The organism is Aliarcobacter lanthieri, assembly GCF_013201625.1.
Taxonomy (GTDB): Bacteria; Campylobacterota; Campylobacteria; order Campylobacterales; family Arcobacteraceae; genus Aliarcobacter; species Aliarcobacter lanthieri.
Map to the genome: position 1 here is coordinate 374,440 of NZ_CP053839.1, position 22,327 is coordinate 396,766.

At 26.2% G+C, this 22,327-nt stretch carries 17 protein-coding genes; 3 read left to right on the plus strand and 14 right to left on the minus strand.

Going from position 1 to position 22,327, the window contains the following annotated elements; translation table 11 throughout:
* Positions 1 to 29: 29 nt before the first annotated feature.
* Positions 30 to 851, plus strand: a complete 822-nt coding sequence (locus tag ALANTH_RS01895) for an SdiA-regulated domain-containing protein (RefSeq protein ID WP_228282874.1) — start codon at positions 30 to 32, stop codon at positions 849 to 851.
* Here ALANTH_RS01895 and trpS read toward each other — a convergent pair.
* The 7 genes from trpS to ALANTH_RS01930 all read right to left on the minus strand — a co-directional run bounded on the left by trpS (position 843) and on the right by ALANTH_RS01930 (position 9,365).
* Entirely contained in the window at positions 843 to 1,808 is a 966-nt protein-coding gene (trpS, locus tag ALANTH_RS01900) for a tryptophan--tRNA ligase (protein WP_026807317.1), read from the minus strand. The genes ALANTH_RS01895 and trpS overlap by 9 nt on opposite strands.
* A 95-nt stretch (positions 1,809 to 1,903) precedes the next feature.
* A complete protein-coding gene (locus ALANTH_RS01905; RefSeq protein WP_081801305.1) occupies positions 1,904 to 2,659 on the minus strand; it encodes a DUF4198 domain-containing protein in 756 nt (251 codons plus the stop codon).
* A 13-nt stretch (positions 2,660 to 2,672) separates the two neighbouring features.
* Positions 2,673 to 4,775 (minus strand): TonB-dependent siderophore receptor, encoded by a 2,103-nt coding sequence (locus tag ALANTH_RS01910; RefSeq protein ID WP_026807319.1) that lies wholly within the window; start codon positions 4,773 to 4,775, stop codon positions 2,673 to 2,675.
* A 177-nt stretch (positions 4,776 to 4,952) separates the two neighbouring features.
* Positions 4,953 to 6,137, minus strand: coding sequence for an MFS transporter (locus ALANTH_RS01915; protein ID WP_026807320.1), 1,185 nt, complete (start codon positions 6,135 to 6,137; stop codon positions 4,953 to 4,955).
* A gap of 1 nt (position 6,138) precedes the next feature.
* Positions 6,139 to 7,128, minus strand: coding sequence for a class I SAM-dependent methyltransferase (locus ALANTH_RS01920; protein ID WP_026807321.1), 990 nt, complete (start codon positions 7,126 to 7,128; stop codon positions 6,139 to 6,141).
* A 2-nt stretch (positions 7,129 to 7,130) separates the two neighbouring features.
* Entirely contained in the window at positions 7,131 to 7,355 is a 225-nt protein-coding gene (locus ALANTH_RS01925) for a DUF2798 domain-containing protein (RefSeq protein WP_026807322.1), read from the minus strand.
* Between the two features lie 9 nt (positions 7,356 to 7,364).
* Complete coding sequence (locus ALANTH_RS01930) at positions 7,365 to 9,365, minus strand: TonB-dependent receptor (RefSeq protein WP_026807323.1); 2,001 nt, start codon at positions 9,363 to 9,365, stop codon at positions 7,365 to 7,367.
* 208 nt (positions 9,366 to 9,573) lie between these two features.
* Here ALANTH_RS01930 and ALANTH_RS01935 point away from each other — a divergent pair, with 208 nt between their 5' ends.
* Positions 9,574 to 10,404, plus strand: coding sequence for a helix-turn-helix domain-containing protein (locus ALANTH_RS01935; RefSeq protein ID WP_228131099.1), 831 nt, complete (start codon positions 9,574 to 9,576; stop codon positions 10,402 to 10,404).
* Here ALANTH_RS01935 and ALANTH_RS01940 read toward each other — a convergent pair.
* The 6 genes from ALANTH_RS01940 to ALANTH_RS01965 all read right to left on the minus strand — a co-directional run bounded on the left by ALANTH_RS01940 (position 10,393) and on the right by ALANTH_RS01965 (position 19,080).
* Positions 10,393 to 10,932 carry a manganese efflux pump MntP gene (locus ALANTH_RS01940; protein WP_026807324.1) on the minus strand — a complete coding sequence of 180 codons (540 nt, stop codon included), beginning with the start codon at positions 10,930 to 10,932 and terminating at the stop codon, positions 10,393 to 10,395. The genes ALANTH_RS01935 and ALANTH_RS01940 overlap by 12 nt on opposite strands.
* Positions 10,926 to 12,101 carry an MFS transporter gene (locus tag ALANTH_RS01945; RefSeq protein ID WP_026807325.1) on the minus strand — a complete coding sequence of 392 codons (1,176 nt, stop codon included), beginning with the start codon at positions 12,099 to 12,101 and terminating at the stop codon, positions 10,926 to 10,928. Before ALANTH_RS01945 ends, ALANTH_RS01940 begins: the two co-directional genes overlap by 7 nt.
* Complete coding sequence (locus ALANTH_RS01950) at positions 12,088 to 13,305, minus strand: MFS transporter (RefSeq protein ID WP_026803177.1); 1,218 nt, start codon at positions 13,303 to 13,305, stop codon at positions 12,088 to 12,090. Before ALANTH_RS01950 ends, ALANTH_RS01945 begins: the two co-directional genes overlap by 14 nt.
* A complete protein-coding gene (locus ALANTH_RS01955) occupies positions 13,302 to 15,083 on the minus strand; it encodes an ABC transporter ATP-binding protein (protein ID WP_026807326.1) in 1,782 nt (593 codons plus the stop codon). The genes ALANTH_RS01950 and ALANTH_RS01955 overlap by 4 nt, the downstream gene beginning before the upstream one ends.
* On the minus strand, positions 15,076 to 16,860 hold the full coding sequence (locus ALANTH_RS01960; protein ID WP_029888278.1) for an ABC transporter ATP-binding protein: 1,785 nt from the start codon (positions 16,858 to 16,860) through the stop codon (positions 15,076 to 15,078). Before ALANTH_RS01960 ends, ALANTH_RS01955 begins: the two co-directional genes overlap by 8 nt.
* Positions 16,861 to 16,962: 102 nt before the next feature.
* Positions 16,963 to 19,080 carry a TonB-dependent receptor gene (locus ALANTH_RS01965; RefSeq protein ID WP_026807328.1) on the minus strand — a complete coding sequence of 706 codons (2,118 nt, stop codon included), beginning with the start codon at positions 19,078 to 19,080 and terminating at the stop codon, positions 16,963 to 16,965.
* Between the two features lie 112 nt (positions 19,081 to 19,192).
* Here ALANTH_RS01965 and ALANTH_RS01970 point away from each other — a divergent pair, with 112 nt between their 5' ends.
* Positions 19,193 to 20,176, plus strand: coding sequence for a helix-turn-helix domain-containing protein (locus ALANTH_RS01970; protein ID WP_026803181.1), 984 nt, complete (start codon positions 19,193 to 19,195; stop codon positions 20,174 to 20,176).
* A 9-nt stretch (positions 20,177 to 20,185) separates the two neighbouring features.
* Here the strand turns inward: ALANTH_RS01970 and ALANTH_RS01975 are convergent, their stop codons facing one another.
* Positions 20,186 to 22,303 (minus strand): TonB-dependent receptor, encoded by a 2,118-nt coding sequence (locus ALANTH_RS01975; protein WP_026807329.1) that lies wholly within the window; start codon positions 22,301 to 22,303, stop codon positions 20,186 to 20,188.
* Between the last annotated feature and the right edge of the window lie 24 nt (positions 22,304 to 22,327).

A 22,327-nucleotide genomic window follows, 5' to 3' on the forward strand; every position in this document is an offset into this window, starting at 1 on the left:
TAATATTATCTTTTATAATCAGCACTTTTGTGCTGATACACTACATAGATTTAGATGATAAATTACTTTTTAATCTTTTTGCTTCAGAAAATGATACTATGTTAGAAACAGAACAACATACTTATAAATTAAAAGAAATAAAAGAAATAAAACAAAATCTTTCTGGAATTACATATAGCCCTAAAACGGATACTTTGTTTGCAATTACTAACTCTCCAAGAGATATATATGAATTAAATAAAAGTGGAGAAGTATTAAGAAAAATTGATTTAGAAGGATTTCGTGATACTGAAGATATCACTTATATAAAAGATGATATGTTTGCAATTGTTGATGAAGAACTAAGTGGGGCTTTTATTGTAAATATAAATAATAATACAAAAGTTATAGATATAAGAGATAGTAATAAAAAATTTATGATTAATGTTAGAACACTTGAGAATTTTGGCTTAGAAGGTATAAGTTATAATAAAAATAAAGATATTCTTTATTTGGTAAATGAAAGAAACCCTAAAAAAATAATAACTGTAAAAGGATTTATAAATGACACTCCTATAATAATCAAAGAAAAATTTGAAATTGTAGAAGATAATGATTATTTAGGAGATTTCTCAGCTATATATTTTGATGATATTAGTAAAAATATATATATTTTGAGTGAAGAATCAGCTCTTTTAGGAAGAGTTGATGATAAGAAAAACTTTAGTAAATATTTAGACTTATCAGATAATGAGATATCTTCAGGAATGACAGCACCAGAGGGTATAACAAAAGATAAAAATGGGGATATATACATTGTTGGTGAACCAAACTTATTTTTAAGTATAAAGAGAACTAAGGCCTTAAATTAGACCTATCGTATCTCTTATTTCTCTAATCTTCTCACTAGCAATTTTTTTAGCTTTGCTAGCTCCAAATTCTAATATTTCTCTTACTTCTTTTTTATGATTTAGAAAATATTCTCTTTTTTCTTCATAAGGTTTAAAATATTCTTCAATTTTCTCAAGTAGTGTTAATTTAAAATGACCATAACCTTCTCCAGGAGTAGCATATCTTTGTCTTAAATTTGCTAATTCATCATCATTCATAAATAGTTTAGATATAGAATATATATTACAGCTTTCCCATTCTTTTACTTCATCTAATTCTTTTGAATCTGTAACTATTCCCATAACTTGTTTTTTTCTTTGTTTTGATGTTGTAAACATATCAATTGTGTTATTGTATGATTTTGACATTTTTGCTCCATCAGTTCCTGGAACTGTTGCTACAACTTCATCAACTTTTGCAGTAGGCAAAAGGAATATTTCTTTACCATAATGGTTGTTAAAGCTATTTGCAATATCTCTTGTCATTTCAACATGTTGAATTTGATCTTTTCCTACAGGTACTATATTTGAATTAAATAATAAAATATCAGCAGCCATTAAAACTGGGTATGAGAAAAGACCATGATTTGCACTTATTCCTCTTGAAGTTTTATCTTTATATGAATGTGCACGTTCAAGTAGTCCCATAGAAGTGTGATTTGATAATATCCAGTAAAGTTCTAAAACCTCTTTTACATCATGTTGTATCCAGAAAGTTGATTTTTCTGGATCCATTCCAAGTGCCAAAAAGTTTATAGCTGCTTCATAAGAGTTTTTTTCCAAACTCTCTTTATCTTTTACTGATGTTAGAGCATGATATGAAGCAATAAAAGCAAATAGTTCACCATCATTTTGTGATTCTATCATCTTTTTTATCATACCAAAATAGTTTCCTATATGAATAGTTCCTGAGGGTTGAATACCTGATAAAATTCTCAAAATCAAATTCTCCAATCTTTTTTGTTTAGATTATATCAAAAGTTGCTAAAAATTTTAAGTATACAAATCGTGTGTTTCTTCGTATACTTATATTTTTATTGAATTTGAAAAGTTAAAGTTGAAGTATAAGATACTTCATCACAAGTTTTATCTTCATATGATTGTTTAATATTTGTTATTAAAACCCATTTTCCACTGCTTAAAGCAGTAACCTCTACTTCACCTTTTAAATCAGTTGTTCCATAAAAAGCAAAACTATCCTTTTCAAAACCTTTAAAGGTACCTTTTACAACAGTCATTTTTGCAGGTTTTTCATTTAGTAAAATTTTAACTTTAAAAGGAATGCCTACTTTGAAATTAGATGGATTATCTAAAGGTATAATTTCAAGATTTTGTCCAATAGGTTTTGTTACAAAATCACTTTTATCATTTCCTATATTTACAATATTTTTTGCAAACATTGATGTTTGTTGGCAATATTGTGCATTTTCAAAATCTTTTTTTGTTTTTCCAATATTCCATTTGTTATCTACTGTTTTTGTCCAAAAAGTTGGTTTGTAAGTACTTTTTAAAATATAAGTTCCATCATCTAATGCTTTTTGTGAAATATAATGATAATTTTCTCCTTCATTTTTCAAAGTTACACTTTGTAAATCTTTATCTATTAGAACCAATGGTTCAAATATTGAAACTCTATCTTCAGCTATTTTTTCAGGAGTAAAATTATGCCCATATCCTAAAACTGCTTTAAATGTTGAGCTATTATATCCATCAACCCAAAAATCGTGGGCAAAAATCTGAATACTAAAAGTTATACTTATTAATAAAATTATAGCTAGTCTTCTAATAATTTTTTATCCTTTATTAAAATTTATAAGTCATACTTAAAGTTGCTGTTCTTGGACTGCCAACTGTAAGCCATGATATATCATAACTACTTGCTATATACTCTTTATCAAATAGATTATCTATATTTAATCTAAAATCTAAGTTTTTATTTACTTTATAATATGAAACTAATTTTGCTGTTGTGTAACTTGGTAAATAAAAATCATTCATATAGTTTCCTGCTTTCTTACTCATATAAGTTGCCCCTGCACCTATTCCATAAGAACTACCTTCTCCTAAAGAATCTTCCCACATTAAAAGAATAGAAGCACTGTTTTTAGGAACATTTAAAAGTTCTTTACCTCGATAAGTATTGTCTTTTGTAACTTTTGCATTGGTGTAGCTATAATTGGCATTAACTCTCAAGTTATTTGTTATATTACCATTCAAATCAAGTTCAACTCCTTTACTTTTTACTTTGCCTGCAGCAATAGAGTATTGGTCATCATCTGGGTCTTTTGTTAAAACATTTTTTTTCTCAATTTGATAAATAGATAGTGTACTCCCAAATCTTTTATCTTCTGATTCAAATTTTAAACCAGCTTCAATAGAAATTCCTTCTTCAGCTTCAAAAGTATTTCCATTCTTATCTGTACCAGAATTTGGTCTAAAAGATGTTCCAGATGTTGTATATACAGACCACATATCATTTATCAAATATGTAATTCCAACTCGTGGAGAAATAGCATAATCATTTTGTTTTATAAAATTATTATTTAGATGATTTAAGTTATCCATTTTAACTTCATCATATCTAAATCCTGCAAGAAATCTAAAATCTTTATAAGATAACTCATCTTGTACAAATAAAGCTACTCCCTTTTGTTTCTCATTACTATCTGTAGTTTTATTTCCTAAGCCTGAGTTTAAAACTGTGTAAGTTGGTCTTGAAAGGATATTATCTACTCTTACTGCATTATTATTTGCATACATTGTAAAATCTTGTTCAAATCTGTAAGTTTCTAGCCCGAGTAAAAGAGTGTTTTTAATATCTCCTATTTCTTGAATAGCCTTTAAATCGGCTTGAAATTGAATATCATCCGAACTAATATCTCTATTTCTAACTCTTAATAAATCACCATTCCCTGTAATAATTCTAGATGGAACAATTTCTGTAGCTTTACCTTTTAAGCTATTCTTTTTATAGGCAATTCCAGTTCTACTACTTAAATTATCAGAAAAATAGTGATCAAGTTTTAATTGGTGAGTTTGATTTTTTGAAGTTATATCCCCATCATCTGGATTTCCAAGAAATGTTTTATGGTTCATAATATTTTGCCCATTGACTAAAGCTATTCCTCTATCCATAGGTGCTTTTTGTTCTATAAATTCTCCAACATAAGTTATAAAAGTATCATCACTGATAGAGTAAATTAAAGATGGAGCTACAATATATCTTTGACTATCTACATAATCTCTAAAACTTCCTTTTTTTTCAAGTGCGGTTGTTAATCTATACGCGAAAGATTTATTTATAGGTGCAGTTGAATCAAGAGATACTCTATAAAAATCATAACTTCCAATATCTGTTTTAATAGAGTGTTTATTGTCAAAATTTGGTTGTTTTGTAACAACATTTAATGTTCCACCTGGTTCACTATTTCCATATAAAGAGCCAGAAGGTCCTTTTAAAAATTCTATATTTTCTATATTTACTGTATCTCGTGGAGCATTATATCCACGATTATCAGAAAAACCATTTTTAAGTGTACTTAAACCTGTATTTTCATGTCCTTGAAAACCTCTAACTGAATAATTATCATATAATCCACCAAAATTATTTTGTCTTGAAAGACCACTTACATAATCTAAAGCATCATCAAGTTTAACAAAATTTAAATCTTCAAGTGTTTGATTTGTAATAACAGAAACTGATTGAGCTGTTTCTCTTATTGGAGTATCTGTTTTTGTAGCAGATTGAGTTCTTGTTTTGTAGTAAGCATTATTTTCACTTAAATAATTTCCACTTTCCAAAACTGTTATTTCATCAATAATTGTTGTATCTTGAGCAAAAGTTTGAGATAATAAACCAATAGATAAACAAACAGATAAACTAAATTTATTTTTAAATAAGATCATTTTTATCCTTTATATTCTTTCAATAAATATGCAACTAAGTTGCATAAAAATGTAAATCGAAATATAATTAAATGCAACTTAGTTGCACCTTAAGATAAATAATGTTTTGATAGGATATTTTTCTTTTAAAATTAAAAAGTATTAATTGGATTTAAAAGTTATTAAATCCAATTAAATTTAATATTTTTGGGAATATTTCAAATATATAACAAAAGTTATTGAAATAATACAAAAGAGCTCAAAAATAAACATTTTTTCAAAGCCAAAATTTGAAACAATTATCCCTGCAATAATAGCTGAAATGATTCTTGTAAATGAAAATATACTTGATTGAATAGAGTAGTCTATTGCTCGTGATTCTTTTCTTGAATAGTCCATAATCATAGAAAAAACTATCGCAGAAGATAAAGCAATAGCTAAAGCCACAAAAGTAACACATATAAGCAAATAATAAAATGTTAGATTATAGAATTCAATAAAAATTAGAAGGCTTGTACTAAATATATTAAAAAACATAAAAATCATAAGTAGACTTTTTTTTGAAAAATTTTGTCCAATATAGTTACTTAAAGCCCCTCCTAAAATAGCTATGAAACTTCCATATACTCCTACATAAATAGCCACATCATCAGGTTTTATCCCTTTGCTTATTAAATATGGTTTCATAAATACCCATAAAGCACTTATTGGAACAAAATAAAAACTTAAAATAAAAACCCAAATACCTATATCTTTTTGTTTAAAAAAAGTGATAATATTTTTTAAAGATATTTTTTGAGAGTCAATTATTTCATCATTTTCTTCTATAAAATATAAAGCAAATAGTGAAAAAATAATAAAACTAGCCATTAAAATAAATGTTAAATTCCATCCAAGATGATTAAAAATTAATAAAAAAATTCCTCCACCTAACAAAGATGCCATACTATAAGCACTTATTTTATAACTTCCAGCACTAATTCTTTCCTCTTTTTTAAAAGTTTTTATAGCTAAAGCATTTAGTGGAATATCCATAAAAGTTGAAATAAAAGCAGTTAGTAAGATAGCTATAAAAACATAATAAATATTTTCTTCTAAAGATAAAAAGCTAACTATAAGTAGAAGAATAATATATGCTATCCCTATATAAAATGTCCACTTTTTATAATGTTTTTTCTCAAATACTATTTTATCTATTGGTGGGGACATTAAAAACTTAAATACCATAGGTAATCCTGCTAATTGAAAAAGCCCAATCAATGAAGCGTCAAAGCCTTTTATTTGAAGTATCATAGGAAGTCCCATCACAAAAAAAATCATAGGGGTTAAAATGGCTGTAAATAAAACTGAAAATAGGATATTTTTTTTTGTTAATTGATTCATTTTATTTCCTACAAATATGGATTTGACTAGGTGTCATAGGTGTATCAAAACTTGTATATGAGTTTATAGATTTAAAGCCAATCTCTTCAAATATATTAGATAGTTCCATAGGTTCTAATATATCTTTACCTTGTAAATTTAAAGATAAAAAATAAAAAAAACTATTTTCATCAAGGCTATTTTTTGTATCTATTTCAACATGACAACTTACTAAGATGCCGTTTGGATTTAAAGCATCGTAAATCTTTTTTATCACCTCTTTTTTATCTTTTAAAAAATAAAAAATATTGCTACACCAAATCAAATCATAGTTTTTACCAATATCATTTTTTTCAATATCACCGCTTAAAACTGTAACTCTATCTTCTAATTTATACTCTTTGATATGTTCCTTTGTTATATTTGTAACTTTTTCATAATCAAACAAAGTTGTTTTTAGTGTAGGATGATTTTTAGTAATTTCTAAACCAATAATCCCTGATGCACAACCTAAATCTAGCATTTTATCAAAGCTAGAAAACCCTTTTAGATTTTTTATAATATTTAGTGCTATTGGAGATATTAAATTTTTTTGTTCTTGTTTTAAAAAAAGTTTTGAAGCATTTGCCCAAAGTTTTTCTGTTTTATTGTTTTCTAATTGTATATCATCTTCTAAAATAGATTTAATCATATCTTTTCCATAAGTTATTAACTGTTTTCTATGTAAAAAGATATCTCCACAATATGAAGAACGACCATAAATAAAAGATTGTTTAGCAAATTTTGTATTAAAGTATTTATCTTTATTTATTTCAAGTAGTTCTATAAAAACTAAACTATCTAATAATATTTTAGTTTTATATTCATCTAATTTTATTTTTGAAGCTAGCATAGAAATCGTATCTATACCTTCTTCAATTAGTTTAAAAAGTTTAAAATTTAAGGCTATTTCTAAAACTTCAGTTTTTTGTTGTACTAATAACATATTTAGATATTTATTTATGTTTTGCATTTTTATCCTTTTATTATTTTAGAAACAATTTTTCGTACCAATGGTACAACAATGCTGATAATAGGCACAGCAATAATAAATGCTTTTATCCATGCTTCAATCCACTTTATAAAAAAATCATTAATAAATCCTAAATTTATAAAAGTTACAACAAAGCTCATAATAAAGCTCATTATGGCACTCATAACAATAGCAAAAGCATATTTCTCATATTTTTTATTTATCACTTTTAGTCCTTAAAATCTATAAGCTAACTTTATACCAAATTCTGGTTCTTCTCTTAAAATAGTTGTTGTGCCATTAAAATATGCACCTATTGCATCATGTTTTTTATCAAAAATATTATTTGCATAAAAATAAATATCAAAGTTTTTGGCTTCATAACCTATTTTTGTATTTGCTAAAGTATAAGCTTTTTGTGAGTATTTATTTGCTTTATCAAAATAAGTTTTTCCATATCCATTAAAATCAATTCTTGCATATAAACCATTATTAGCTCTATATTGAGCTCCTAAATTAAAGTTATATTTTGGAGCAAGAGGGTTGTAGTTTCCACTATAATCTCCTGCTATATCACTAAATTTATCAAAAGTTGTTTTATTGAAACCTCCATTTGCAAATAAACTTAATTCATTTGTTACTAAACCTTCAATTTCTAACTCTACTCCTTTTGAAGTTGCATTTGCAGAGTTTGTTGTAAAAACTGTACCAACCATTACAGTTTCTTCAACTTGCATATCTTTGATATCCATAAAATAGATATTTGTATTGATTTTTAAACGATTATCAAAAAACATAGATTTATAACCTAATTCATAAGAGATTAAATTTTCTTCTTTGTAAGATTGTAAGTTATTTGTTGGTGCTAAGGGATTAAATCCACCACTTCTATATCCTTTTGCAATAGTTAAATATGTCATTTGATTTTGGTTTATATCATATTGAATTGCTATTTTAGGAGATATACTAGAAAAATCCTCTTCTAAATTTGTAGGAGTATTTTTAACTTTCATTTCCTTTTTTTCTTTGTCGTATCGAATACCACTATTTAAAGTCCAACTATCACTTAAAGGATGAATAATATTAGCAAAAACTCCAATACTTTTTGAACTCATATCTTGTGGATTTGCAAAACCAGTAGGATTAAAAGGTGCAAATACTCTTGTGTATAAATCGTTATCTTGTTTATCTAAATAAATTCCAGATATAAATTCAGTTTTATTAAATATAGTTTCATATCTAAACTCTTGAGAAATTGTATCTAGTTTGTTTTGTTTATAGATATGTCTTAAAGTTAAAGGAGTAAAATCTGCATCTACTATAGCTTTATCCTTGTACTCTTTTTTTGTTGTTATAGATTTAATTCTTGATTTCTCATCTAAATTATAATTAATATTCAAAGCAAAAGTTGTGTCTTTTGGTGTTGAAGAACCTTTTAAATTTGAACTGACTTCCTTTTTATTAGTTGTTGAACTAACCCAATTATGTGAACCATTGTCCTCTTTATGAATTGATGATATGAAAGATATATCAAGATTATCAGTAGGAGTTGTTCTAAGGATTAATTTACCATAATCACTTTTTTTGTCATTTTCATAGTTATTTGTAAGAGTATTCTTTATAAAACCATCTTTTTGTTGATGTTTATACGCTATACCTACATAAAATTTATCTTTTACAATAGGCGTTGAAATATTTAATCCAAAATCTCTTCTTCCATCATTTCCTATTGTTGAAAAAAGTTTAGTTCGTAGTTCATTATCTGGTTGTTTAGTGATGATATTTATAACTCCAGCTTCACTATTCTTACCATAAAGTGTTCCTTGAGGTCCTCTTAAAACCTCAATTCTTTCTATATCGCCTAAAGAATCATCAAAGCCAAAAGCACTAGTAGTTGAAACTCCATCAACATAAAGTCCAACTGGAGTAGAAAAAGATAAAACATTTCCACTAATACCTCTAATTGAAGGAACTATTAAACCTTCTTGCCCAGTATTATAAAGCATTAAATTGGGTGTATATTTTGCAATATCTTCTAAAGATGAAATAGATTTGTCTTCTATTGAAATATCATCAAAAGCAGAGATTGATATAGGAACCTTTTGTACATTTTCCTCTTTCTTTTGTGCAGTTACTGTAATACTTTCTAAAGTTGTAGTTTCATCTTTTGCCATTAAATTATTTGATAATAATATAGAAGCTAAAAAAGAAAACTTCACAGTTTTAGATTTAAACATAATGTTTCCTTTAATTTAAAATTTATTTTCCTTAGTATATACTTTAAAATATTGATAGTAAATATTAAAAATATTCTAAAAGGTTTTATTCCTATTCTAAAAGGTAAAAATGACAAAGTATTATTTAAAAGATTTAATAAGTTTAAATATGCATAGCAAACAAAATATTATAAAAAATAGCTTGCCTTCTACAATTGGAAGGGATTATATGGAAAAAATTCATATACAAAATGGACTACTTTTTTCAAAAATAGATTACAATTTAATAAAACCTATATATTTAGAAGCACAAAAACAAAATGAGCGAAAATTTGTTATAACTATTTCTTTAAGAGGAAATACAAATTATATAAATATTGATAAAAAGATAATTCCATTTAAAGAGGGATTTACTACAATATGTTTATTTGAAGATACTCAAGGATTTAGAGAATTCAAAGATAAACAGATAAATCAAGTTAGATTGATATTAAGTGAAGATTTTTTATTAAGAAATTTTCAAAAAAGTTTAGTTGAAAAATATTTTTTTAATAAACAAAATTTACAATTACTAGATTTTAGTTTAACTTCAATTCAATCCCAATTTTTAATAAATGATATATTAAATTGTAAATTAGTTGGAGAGTTAGAAACAATATATAAGCAAGGTAAGATATTTGAACTATTATCTTTAGAAATCTCTAAACTTGAAAAAAATAAAGAGATTATATTTCTTGATGATTATGATAAAAATGCAATTTTGAAAGCTAAAGAGATTTTATTGGATAATTTACAAAATCCACCTTCAATAGTTACTTTAGCAAAAATGGTACATTTAAGTGAAGTGAAGTTGAAAAAAGGTTTTAAACAACTATATAAAACTTCTCCATATCAATTATTACTAACTCACAAAATGAATATAGCAAAAAATCTACTTCAAAGTGGAGAGTATAATATCAATGAGATAGCTTTAAAAGTTGGTTATAAATTTGCAAATAACTTTACAAATGCTTTTTTTAAAGAATTTAAAATCAGACCTAAAGATATTTTAAAAAAGTAAAATTTTAAACCCAATTAATATTAAAACAATTCCACCTAAGATTTCAGCTTTTTTCTCATATTTTTCTCCACCATGATTTCCTACATAAACACCAACATAACTTATAATGAATGTAGTAAATCCTATAATAAATAGAGATAAATAGATATTAACACTAAAAAGATGTAAACTATATCCAGCTGCCATTGCATCTAAACTTGTAGCAATAGCAAGAGTTAATAAAATCTTATTTGTTACTTGAATTATCTCTTCTTCTACATTTTCATTAAAAGCTTCATATAACATCTTTCCACCAATAGCTAATAGTAATAGAAAAGCAACAATTTTGTCATAACCTTGAATATATTCTCTTAATCCAATTCCACCCAAAAAACCAATAAATGGCATTAAGGCTTGAAAAATACCAAAAAATATTCCAGCTTTTAAAGCCATAATTTTTATATTTTGTTTATTTCTTATACCAAGCCCAATTGAAACGGCAAATGCATCCATACTTAAAGCAAATGCCAATATCAAAACTTCTAACATATAATTCCTTTTTTATTATATAAAGCCGAAATTATAACTAAAATAGCAAAAATAAAGCTTGCAAATAAAAATGGAAATTCTGGAGAGATTTTATATAAAACTGTACTTAGTAGAGGACCAACTATTATTCCAAAGCCTTGTGCTGAAGATACTGTTCCAGCTGCAACGCCTTGTTCATTTGCTTCTACACTATTTGAAGTTATTGCCATAAATGCGGGCATTATCATACCTAATCCAATAGTTCCTACTGCAAAAGCAAGAGTTAATTCTATTTTTGTTGAAATTAAACTAATTAAAAAATATCCTATTGTTGCAAAAATTGAACCTAAAATAAGCCAAGTTATAGATTTTACATTTTTTAGTTTTGATACAACAATTTGAGTAGCTATAAATACAACACCAATTATTGCTAAGATATAACCAGTTGTTTTTGCTGTATCTATTTCATTCATTTGAAATTTATCTAATATAAAAAAACCTAAACAAACTTGAGAAGTAACTATACTAAACATAGTAATAAAAGAAGCTATCATTGGTAATCTTAATCTTTTATCAAAGAAACGTAAATGCATATCTTGTGTTTTTTCTATTTTTTTATCTTTTTCTAAAAAAGTAAATACTATAAAAATTGCAATTAAAGGTAGAATTGCAGCTGCATAAAGTGGAGTTGCAAGACCGAAGCTAGCTAATGCTCCACCAACAATTGGTCCTAAAATCATTCCTAAACCATTTGAAGCTCCAATACTTGCCATATATGATGTTCTTTTAGAAGGTTCAACTTTATCTGCAATTAAAGCATTAGAAACAGGTGGAATAGCTGAATAAAATACCCCGATTAAGAGTCTTGTTGCTATTAAAACTAAAAGAGAAATTATAATTAATGGAGGCGTAATAACTGCATAATTTACAAATATTGCTAAAATTAAGTAAGAGATAAAGAATCCAGAAATTGCAAGAATTAATATATTCTTTCTTCCGTGAATATCACTTTTTTTACCCCAGAATCTTGATAAAAATATCCAAGCAACTCCTCCTAAAGCAACCATAAGACCTGCATGCCATTCTTCTAAATTCAACTTTCTTATAATTGGTCCAACAACAGCTAAAAAAGCCATCATTGAAGATACACATAAAATTGTTATAACCATTAAAGGTTTAATTTCCTTCATTCTTTTCCTTTTTTATTATATATTCTATTTTTGTAGATAAAAATATTGATAAAATTCCTATAAAAGAGCAAATTAATATCATTGTTTCATATCCTAACTTTCCTGATAATGATACCGATATTGAACTAAAGAATATACCTGAAAACATATAAATACTATGTTGTACTGCAAATTGTGAAGCTGGAGATTTATATGAAGATAAATCCATCATAAGTGTTGTCATTAAAACTTGAGATGGAGTATAAGACATAAATATAATTCCTATTACGAACATAACTAAAATATCATTATGATGATAATTAAATAGTAATAACATCATTAATATTCCGATAACTTGTAAAATAGCAGCAACTATTAAAATATTTTTCTTACCAAATTGTTTTATAACATAAGAAGCTCCAAATGATGCTAAAAAACCTATTCCATAACCTATAATATAAACTGCAAAACCAATTTTGTCTAAATCCCAACCTAAATCAACTAATATTGGAGTTGTAAGTCCAAAAGCTGCACTAATAGTAGCTGGATATAAAAATAATAAAATAAACCAAAGTTTTTTTTGTTTTGTTTTCCAAAAAGTTAAAAACTGTTTATAATCAATTTTATCTATATAGATTTGATTTTTTATATTTGGTTCAGAAATAAAAATTATTTGTATTAATGATATAGCTGTAACTATAGTCATAATAAGAAGTGTAATATTCCAATTATATTTTGCATATAAAATAAGTCCTACACCACCACCTAAAACCATACCTATAAGACCACCAGCTGTTTTAATAGCATTTATTAAAGATCGTTCTCGTTTAAATGTAATTTTAAATGCGAAAGCATCTAATGCAACATTTTGAGAAGATGCAAAGAAAGCAAAACATATTGCTAAAAATAAAATTATAGGTAAGTGTTGATTTATATTTAGAATAGATATTAAAAATATAGATATTACCATTAAAGATTGAAAAATAATAATCCAAATCCTATAATGACCTATTTTAAAATGAATTCTATCTATAAATGGAGCCCATAAAAATCTAAATACCCAAAAAAGTCCAAGCATATAGATAAAACCAAGATGTTCTAAAGATACACCATTTTGTCGTAGAATACCTATAAAAGCTTCTAAGAAAAATCCTAAACCTAAGAATTGAGTAGTATATAAACTAAATAGTACAATTATATTAGACCAAGTTAATTTTTTTTTCATACAGTACCTTTATTATTTATATTCCACTCTTTTATTCTTTGTTGAGCTTCAAACATAGAATAATATTTGCCTTTTAATGAGACTAATTGATGATGTGTTCCTTGCTCTTTTAATTTTCCATCTTCTATTACTAAAATATTATTTGCATGAGAAATTGTTGTTAGTCTATGAGCAATTACTATTACAGTTTTATCTTTTATTAGTTCATCTAAAGCATTTTGTACTGATACTTCACTTTGTGTATCAAGAGCACTAGTTGGTTCATCAAGTATTACTATTGGAGAATCTTTTAAAATAGCTCTTGCTATACTAATTCTTTGTCTTTCTCCTCCACTTAAACTTCCACCTATGTCTCCAACTTTTGTATCATATCCTTTTGGTAGTTTTGATATAAATTCATGTGCATAAGCTGCTTTTGAAGCTTTTAAAACTTCATCATCATTAGCACTAGGTTTACCCATTCTTATATTGTTTAAAATAGTATCATCAAACAAATAAACATCTTGAAAAACAACAGAAATATAACTCATCAATGTTTGTTGTTCCATATTTCTTATATCTACATCACCTATTTTTATTGTTCCATTAGATGGATCATCATATCTCATAATAAGTTTTGTAAGAGTAGTTTTTCCACTTCCAGAAGCACCTACTATAGCAGTTAAAGATTTTTCTTTGATATTTATAGAGATATCTTTTAAAACTTGTTGTTTATTGCTATCATAGTTAAAAGATACATTATTGAAATCTATATTAAAGTTTTTAGGTTTTCCTAATGGTTTTAATACTTCTAACTCTTTTGTATCAAGTATTTTTTTGATATTTTTAAAAGCTACTTCCATAGTATCAAGAACACTTGCAAGTGCTAAAAAATTAGAAAATGGTTCATTAAGTCTTGCTAAAATAATCAAAAGTGCTAGTAATGTAGCGAGAGTTAATTCGCCTTTTAAAATAAAAAGTGTTCCAATCGTTAAAATAGTCAAAAATAAAAATTCTATCAAAGTATTCATCAGAACCATAGGAATAGCTGAACCAAATAGACCTTTTTTTTGTACTTCTCTTACATTTAATATAGAATTTTGAAGTTGTTTTGCATTCTCTCCAATTTGGTTAATAGCTCTTAATACTGGAAGTCCTTGAATATATTCAACTGTATCTGCTTCTAATATAGAGTTTGCTTTTGCTACTTGAGTTTTTTCCCATTTTGTTCCTTTTCTACTCCACTTATAAATAGGATAAGATAAAGGTATAGCAACTAAAAGTACAATGGCAAGTATTGGATCTATGAAAAAAGTTGCGATTATTATAACAATAGGTACTATAACAACTTCAAAAAACATCCCTGCGATTATTCCCATATGTAAAACAGAAGAATCAACATCACTAGCTAAAATAGAGTTTAACTCACCAGTTCTATACTTATATAATTTTTGTAAAGGCATAGCTTTTATTTTTTCACCCAATTCTAATCTTAGATTATGAGTAGTTTCTACTAAATCTCCTGAATAGTTAAAATTACTTGCTTTCCATTTAAAAATAAAAGATATACAACTTAGAATTAAAATAGTAGTAAACCAAAATAAAGCATTATCTAAATTAAAATTATCAGAAAAAATTATATTTAGTAAAGGATAAAAGAATGCAAATGCCAAACCTTGAAAAATAAAAGATATAATAAAATAAAAATAGCTTTTCTTTATTAAATTTTTTTTATCTTTTGTAATCTCTAATGTTATTTTATAAGAATCCCAAAATGAAGATAGTTTTTCTTTAGTCATTGTATTCTCCTTTTTCTAAATTCCAAGAACTAGCTTTTTCATAATTACTCCAAAGTTTGCTATAAACTCCTTCTTTTTCTAAAAGTTCATTATGGATTCCAATTTCATTTATTTTTCCATTATCAAAAACTATGATTTGATCTGAATTTTTAATAGTTGAAAGTCTATGAGCTATCATAATAACAGTTTTATTTACAGTTAGATTTGCTAAAGCTTTTACTATTTCTTCTTCATTCTCTGGATCAGCAAAAGCTGTTGCTTCATCTAAAACAATAATTGGAGTATTTCTTAAAATGGCTCTTGCAATAGTAATTCTTTGTTTTTGTCCTCCTGATAAATTTGTACCTCTATCACCTGCTAGTGTTTCGTAAGCCTTTGGTAAACTTAAAATAAAATCATGAATTTGTGCAGCTTTTGCAGCTTTTATAATATCTTCTTTTGTTGCATTTAAATTTGCCATTTTTATATTATTATAAATTGTATCTTGAAATAAAAAAGTATCTTGAAATACAAAAGATACAGTATCCATCAAAGTCTTATTGGTAAGTTCTTTTATATTAACTCCACCTATTTTTATAGTACCACTATTAACATCCCAAAATCTAGGGATTAGTTTTGCTACTGTACTTTTTCCTGCTCCACTAGGTCCTACAAGTGCAGTAACACTTCCTTGAATTACTTTAAAATTTATATCTTTTAAAGCATAGTTTTCAACATTATCATATTTAAATGATACATTTTCAAACGCTATATCAAAATTATTTATAGTTTTTGGTTCTTTTGTTATTTCAAGTGATTGTATATTTAAAATTTCTTGAATTCTTATAGCTGAAGCTTGAGATTTTTTGATAAAATTATTTATCCACATAAGAGGCATCATAGCATCTGCCATACCTGTACTTAAGAATAAAGCACTTATAAATGCAAATAACTCAACTGAAGAATAATTTAAAAGATATATTCCTGTGATAATGACTGCAATTAAAGTAGGTAATGGACTTAATATAATCATTCCTAGTTTTGCACTAAAAGCACTTACTTCCATCCAATGATTAAGATTCTCTTTGTAGTTTAATAAAGCACTATTATATCTTTTAAAAGAAGTTGTTCCATCATCAAAAGTTCTTACAACTGGCATTGCTTGTGCAAATTCAATAACAGCTTTATTTATATCACTTTGGCTTTGTTCATATTTTTGTCTTAAAACTTTTGAATCTCTCATAGCAAATGCCATAGTTATCCAACCTAGAATAAATACACAAAGTGTTGCTAGTGCAAATCTATAATCAATTATTAAAAGGATTACTAAAGTTATAATAGGAGCAATAATACTTTTTGCAATCATAGGGGTACTATCTGCAACAAAAACATGTAAAGTTTTTACATCATCTTGCATAACTTTTTTTAGAGCACCTGAACCATTTGATATAATATATCCTAATGGAACTGTTGCTAAATGTTGAGATAAGTTAGTTCGTAATATTTGTTCTAAATGAAAAGCACCTAAATGTGATACCGTAAATGCTCCAGATCTTGATATAAACGCAATGATAATTAAAAGTGCTAATAAAAATATAGTATTGATTAAATTTAATTCCATTCCTAAAATCACTAATGGAGTATTAAGCAAGATATTTGTTAGAGCAAAAGATAGGAGCAATAGACTTGAAATCAAGCTTATTGCTCCTATACTTGCTAAAAACATAGCTACTCTAATTTTAAATTTAATAGGGGACATAATAGTCCATAGTCCAAACTTTGGTTTGTTTTGTTTCATAATAAAATTCCTATAGGGTTTTAAGATAGAAGTTTATAGCTATTGATAAGATTTATCAATAGCTACTTTACTTTAAAAGGATTATTTTTTATTTAATAAGTATTAAAACTTATAAATTGCCCCAATTCCAAATCTTCTTGGTTCATTAAATGCAACCCAAGATGAACCATTTTTTGATAGATATGAAGTTATATAATCTTCATTTGTAATATTTGTTATATAACCATATAAATCCCATGTTCCTATTTTATATCCTATTTTAGCATTTGCTGTTATTCCACCATCTGCTTGAATTAATCTGTCATTATTTGCACCATCTATAAAAGTTGTTTTACCTATCGCATTTAAATCAACTCTACCATAAATTCCACTATTAGCTAAATATGAAATTCCAAAATTTGCTGTATATTGAGGAGAATATTCTATATTTTCTCCATTATATGTTCTATTTCCATTATCATATTCATCATATTTTGCTTTTATTATCCCTAAACTTCCAAAAATACTTAAGTTATCAGAGAAGAAGTATGTTCCATCTATCTCTATTCCTTGTGAATGAGCTTTTTTTGCATTCCCAGTAGCAAATATATTACTTCCCATTAATTGTTTATAAACATGAATATCTTCTATATTCATTCTAAAAATACTTGTATTTAAAGCAAAACTATCACCTATATATTTTGCTCCAATTTCATAATTTAATGATTTTTGAGGTTCAAAACTATTTTCTGAACTTTTATCACTTGATGGATAGTAGTTAAATCCTCCAGGCATATATCCTTTTGAAATAGAGATATAAGTTTTTAAATTATCATTGACTTTATATGACAGAGCAGCTTTTGGAAGAAAAGTATTCCAAGATTTTTTATCAACATAATGTATATCAGGGAATTGCATACCTGCAAAGCTTGATTTAGCTAGTGTATCAATATCTTTTTTAACTTTTTGATATCTTCCTCCTAAAGTTAATTCAAAATCATTACCTAAAGGAATCATTGTTTGCCCAAATATAGCATAAGTATTACTATTCATTGTAGAATAAGCATTTCCCATAAATACACCAGCTCCCATCCCGCTGCTAGTCATATCAGACCATTGTTGCCCTCCATAAGGACCTTGATCCCTTTTTTCTTTATCCAAATATAGCCCTGTTACCCATTTGATATCTTGATTCTTACTAGATAATTTTAACTCTTGAGTCCAAGTATCTGTATTTGTGTAGTTGAATTGTTTTAAACCATCATTTAAATTATTTGATCTATTATCGGCATCAAACTCTGATGCTAAATCAAATTTTTTATGAGTTGTAGTCGAATCAATTTTAAATTTATCAAGTTCATAAAATAGTTGTAAGGCTTGTGATTTTGCTTTTGATTTAGTAAAAGTTGGTACATCAAAACTTACATTTTTTGCATCATTTCTTTTTAAACTATTTATATCAAGGTTAGGATCACTACTAAATCCATCCATAAAATAGTTTTTTGAATAGTTATCTGTAACAGTTAATCTTGTAGATAATTCGTCGGTTGGTTTATATAGTAAAAATGCACTTGATTTTCTATTGTTTTTTTCATTAGCATGTTTTTTCATATTAGGATAATGATTTGTAATCCAACCATCACTATGATCAAATGAACCATTAATTCCTGCAAATAATTTATTATCTATTATTGCTCCACTTGTATTTAGTCTAGTATGGTATGTATTGTCATTTCCATATTCTGCACCTAAAGTTCCAGACCAATCATTTTTAGGATTTTTTGTAACTATATTTATAACAGCACCTATTGCATCTTTTCCATAAAGTGTACCTTGAGGTCCTCTTAGTACTTCTACTTGTTCCACATCTACTAAACTTGGATCATAATCATATCTATCATAATAGGGAACTCCATCTATATATACAACAACTGGATTACTATTTGTAAAAACAGAAGCATTTAATCCTCTAAATGAAACATTGTTTCCCATTCCAGTATTTCCCATAATATTCATATTTGGAACTTCTTTGATTATCTCTTGTATTTTTCTAATACCTTTTTGCTCAATTGTTTCTTCATCAATAACAGAAATACTTTGAGGAACATCTTGGATATTTTCTTCCATTTTATTTGCACTAACTGTTACTTCATCTAGTTTTGTTGTTTGAGTATCATTTGCAAATAGTATCAATGAACTTGCAAATAAAGACACAAAGATAATTTTTCTCTTTTTTAACATCTTTAACCCTTTTAATATAATTTAATTTATATTGAATTATAATGATAAGTATTATTGAGTTCAAGAAAAAATATAATATTTTTGGATTCTTTTAAAATATAAAAGGATAAAAATGTCGCAAAACTTTAATTTAAAAGATATTAGTGAATTCATAAATTATTCTTCAACAAATGAAGATTTTAAAATTAATTTACCAGATAATTTTGGTTCAATGAGTTGTAATAAAGAGATTATCAATGAAGATATATGTATATTTAAAACAAAAGCCCAAGCAAATAAAAATTTTTCAATTGAACATGAAACTAAAAAAGTTGATAGTTTACTAATAAATATAATACTTGAAGGAAAGATTAAATATCAAACAGATTATTTTGATAAAGTAGGGATTTTTAAAACAAATGACACATATATTCAATATCTTGATGAAAGTTGTTCTAAAACATCTTTAGATAAAGATGATTTCTCTAAAGGATTAGGCATATTTATAAAAAATAGTTTTTTAGAAAAACATCTTTCATCTTATAAGTTTTTAATTGAAGAATTTAAAAATCCTAAAAATAATAGTTACTCAAATTTTATTCATAAAACAGAAACAAATATAAATATAAAATTAGCAAATGAACTTTTTAATTCTCCATTTACAAATGAATTACATAATATATATCTACAAAGTAAAGTTTTAGAGATAATTTATAATGAATTTAATGAAATAAAAAATTGTATTTGTAAAAATGAATGTAGTTGTGAGAAAATAAAACTATCAAATGATGATATAGAAGCTTTATATAAAGCAAGAGATATAATACTTTTAACTCATGATTTTCCAGATTTACCATCACTTGCAAGAAGAGTTGCTATTAATGAATTTAAATTAAAATTTGGATTTAGAAAACTCTTTAATACAACAGTTGGACAAATGATTTTAGAAAGAAAAATGATTTATGCAAAACAACTTCTAGAAACTAGTGAATATTCTGTTTCCGAAGTTGCTTTTTATGTAGGCTATAAATATCAGCAAAGTTTTTCAAATGCATTTTTTCAGTTTTTTGGTATTCGCCCCAAAGATATTATGAAAAAGAGAAACTATTACTATTAAAATATCTTTTTAAAAAGAGTATTTTAATCCAACGCCTATAAACCTTCCTTTTCCATAAGTTAGTTGTCTAAATTCAGCCATCTCTTCAAGAGCAACAATGTAGCTTTCATCTGTAATATTTTTAACATAAGTATATACATCAAAATCATCAAATAAATAACCAATTTTTGCATTTGCAATAGTATAAGAGTCTTGTTTTAAACTATTTTGTGCATTAAAATACATTTCACCTTGATTTCTTATATCAAATCTACCATAAAATCCATTATCACCATAATATGAAACTCCAAAATTTGCTGAATGAGAAGGCGTTCTTTCTATTTTATTGTTTTTATTGTTATTGTCACTTGCATCAATAAAATTTGAGTAAGTTGCTTTCATTATACCAATAGAAGTGTCTACTCTCCAATTATTATTTATATTGTAAGCTAGTTCCAATTCTACTCCTTTAGAATCAGCTTTTCCAGCATTTGAAGTGTACATCATACCAGTTGTTTTATCAGTGCTATAAACATGAATATCTTTTATATCTAAATAAAATAAAGAAGTAGCTAATACAAGTTTATCATCTAAAAATGAACCTTTAAATCCTACTTCATAGTTCATTGATGTTTGAGCATCAAATCTATTATCTTCTTCACTTCCAGAAGAAGCATAATTATTATAACCTCCTGGAAGATAACCTTTTGAAGCAGTCATATAAGTTGTTAGTTTATTATCAAATTTTTTTGAAATAGCAACTTTTGGTAAAAAACTATTCCAAGTGTGTTCTTCATCAAATTGGAAAATCGGATTGGTTGATACATTTATAGGATTGTAATAATAATCTAAGTTCATCTCTTTTTTTATTTTTTGGTATCTTCCACCTAGAGTTAATTCATAACTTTCCCAAAAAGGGATAATTACTTGCCCAAAAGCTGCATAAGTAGAACTATCTGCTTGTGATACAGAGTTAAATTTTACTCCAACTCCAGCACCAAATGGATCTCCTAATAAATACCCTGGATATTCATTACCATAATTGTCAAAATCAAAACTATCTTTTTCAAAATATATTCCAGTAATGTATTTAAATAGATTATTCTCACCAGTTAGTCTGATTTCTTGAGAAAAATTTTTAGATTTTGCATCTTGAAACATAGACATCCCATCATAATTTGGATTATTTCCTAAATCAACATCCCATGTTCCATCTATGTCCATATTTTTATTTGCTGTTATTGATGTCAAAGAGTTATTATCATCAAAAGAGTATTCCATTTTTAGTGATTGGGCATTTGATTTATTTTTTATATAAGTATCAGTTTCGTAATTTACATCTTTAAAATCTTTTCTTTTAAAATCGTTTATGTTTTGTGTTTGATTAACAGCTCCACCTTCAAAACCATATTTATAATCTTTGTCATTAAAAATATTTAAAGCCATAGTAAAATTATCTGTGGCTTTAAAAGTTAAGTTTGCATTTAACTGATGAAACTCTTTTCTTGTAGAATCTTTGTTTTGATTTGGATTATGATTTGTTTGCCAACCATCATCTTTCCCAATTTTTCCATTTATTCCTAGAAAAAGTTTATCAGCAATTACTGCTCCATTTGCATTAAAAGTTGTTTGCATAAAGTTATCTGTACCATATTCTGCTCCAATATGTCCATTTAACTCATTTTTATGTTTTTTTGTGATGATATTTATAACTCCACCAATACTATCTTTTCCATATAATGCACCTTGAGGTCCTCGTAAAATCTCAACTTGCTGTGCATTTTGTAAAGATACATCAAAACCATAAACACTACTATGTGGAACACCATCTATATAAATAACAACTGGATTATTATTTGTAAAAACAGAAGTATTTATACCTCTAAAATTAACTCTTTCAGAATACATATATGTTGAAGATAGATTTGGTATTTTTTCAATAATATCAGGAATACTTTTTATACTATTTTCCTCAATATCATTTTCACTAACAACACTTATACTTTGTGGAACATCTTGGATATTCTCTTCTATTTTATTTGCACTTACTTTTATCTCATCTAAAGTAGTAGTTTTTGAATCATTTGCTAAACATATTTGACTAGCAATAAGTGAAATAACTGTAAATTTTGATAATGTTTTATACATTTTTACTTCCTAACTTTTATTTAA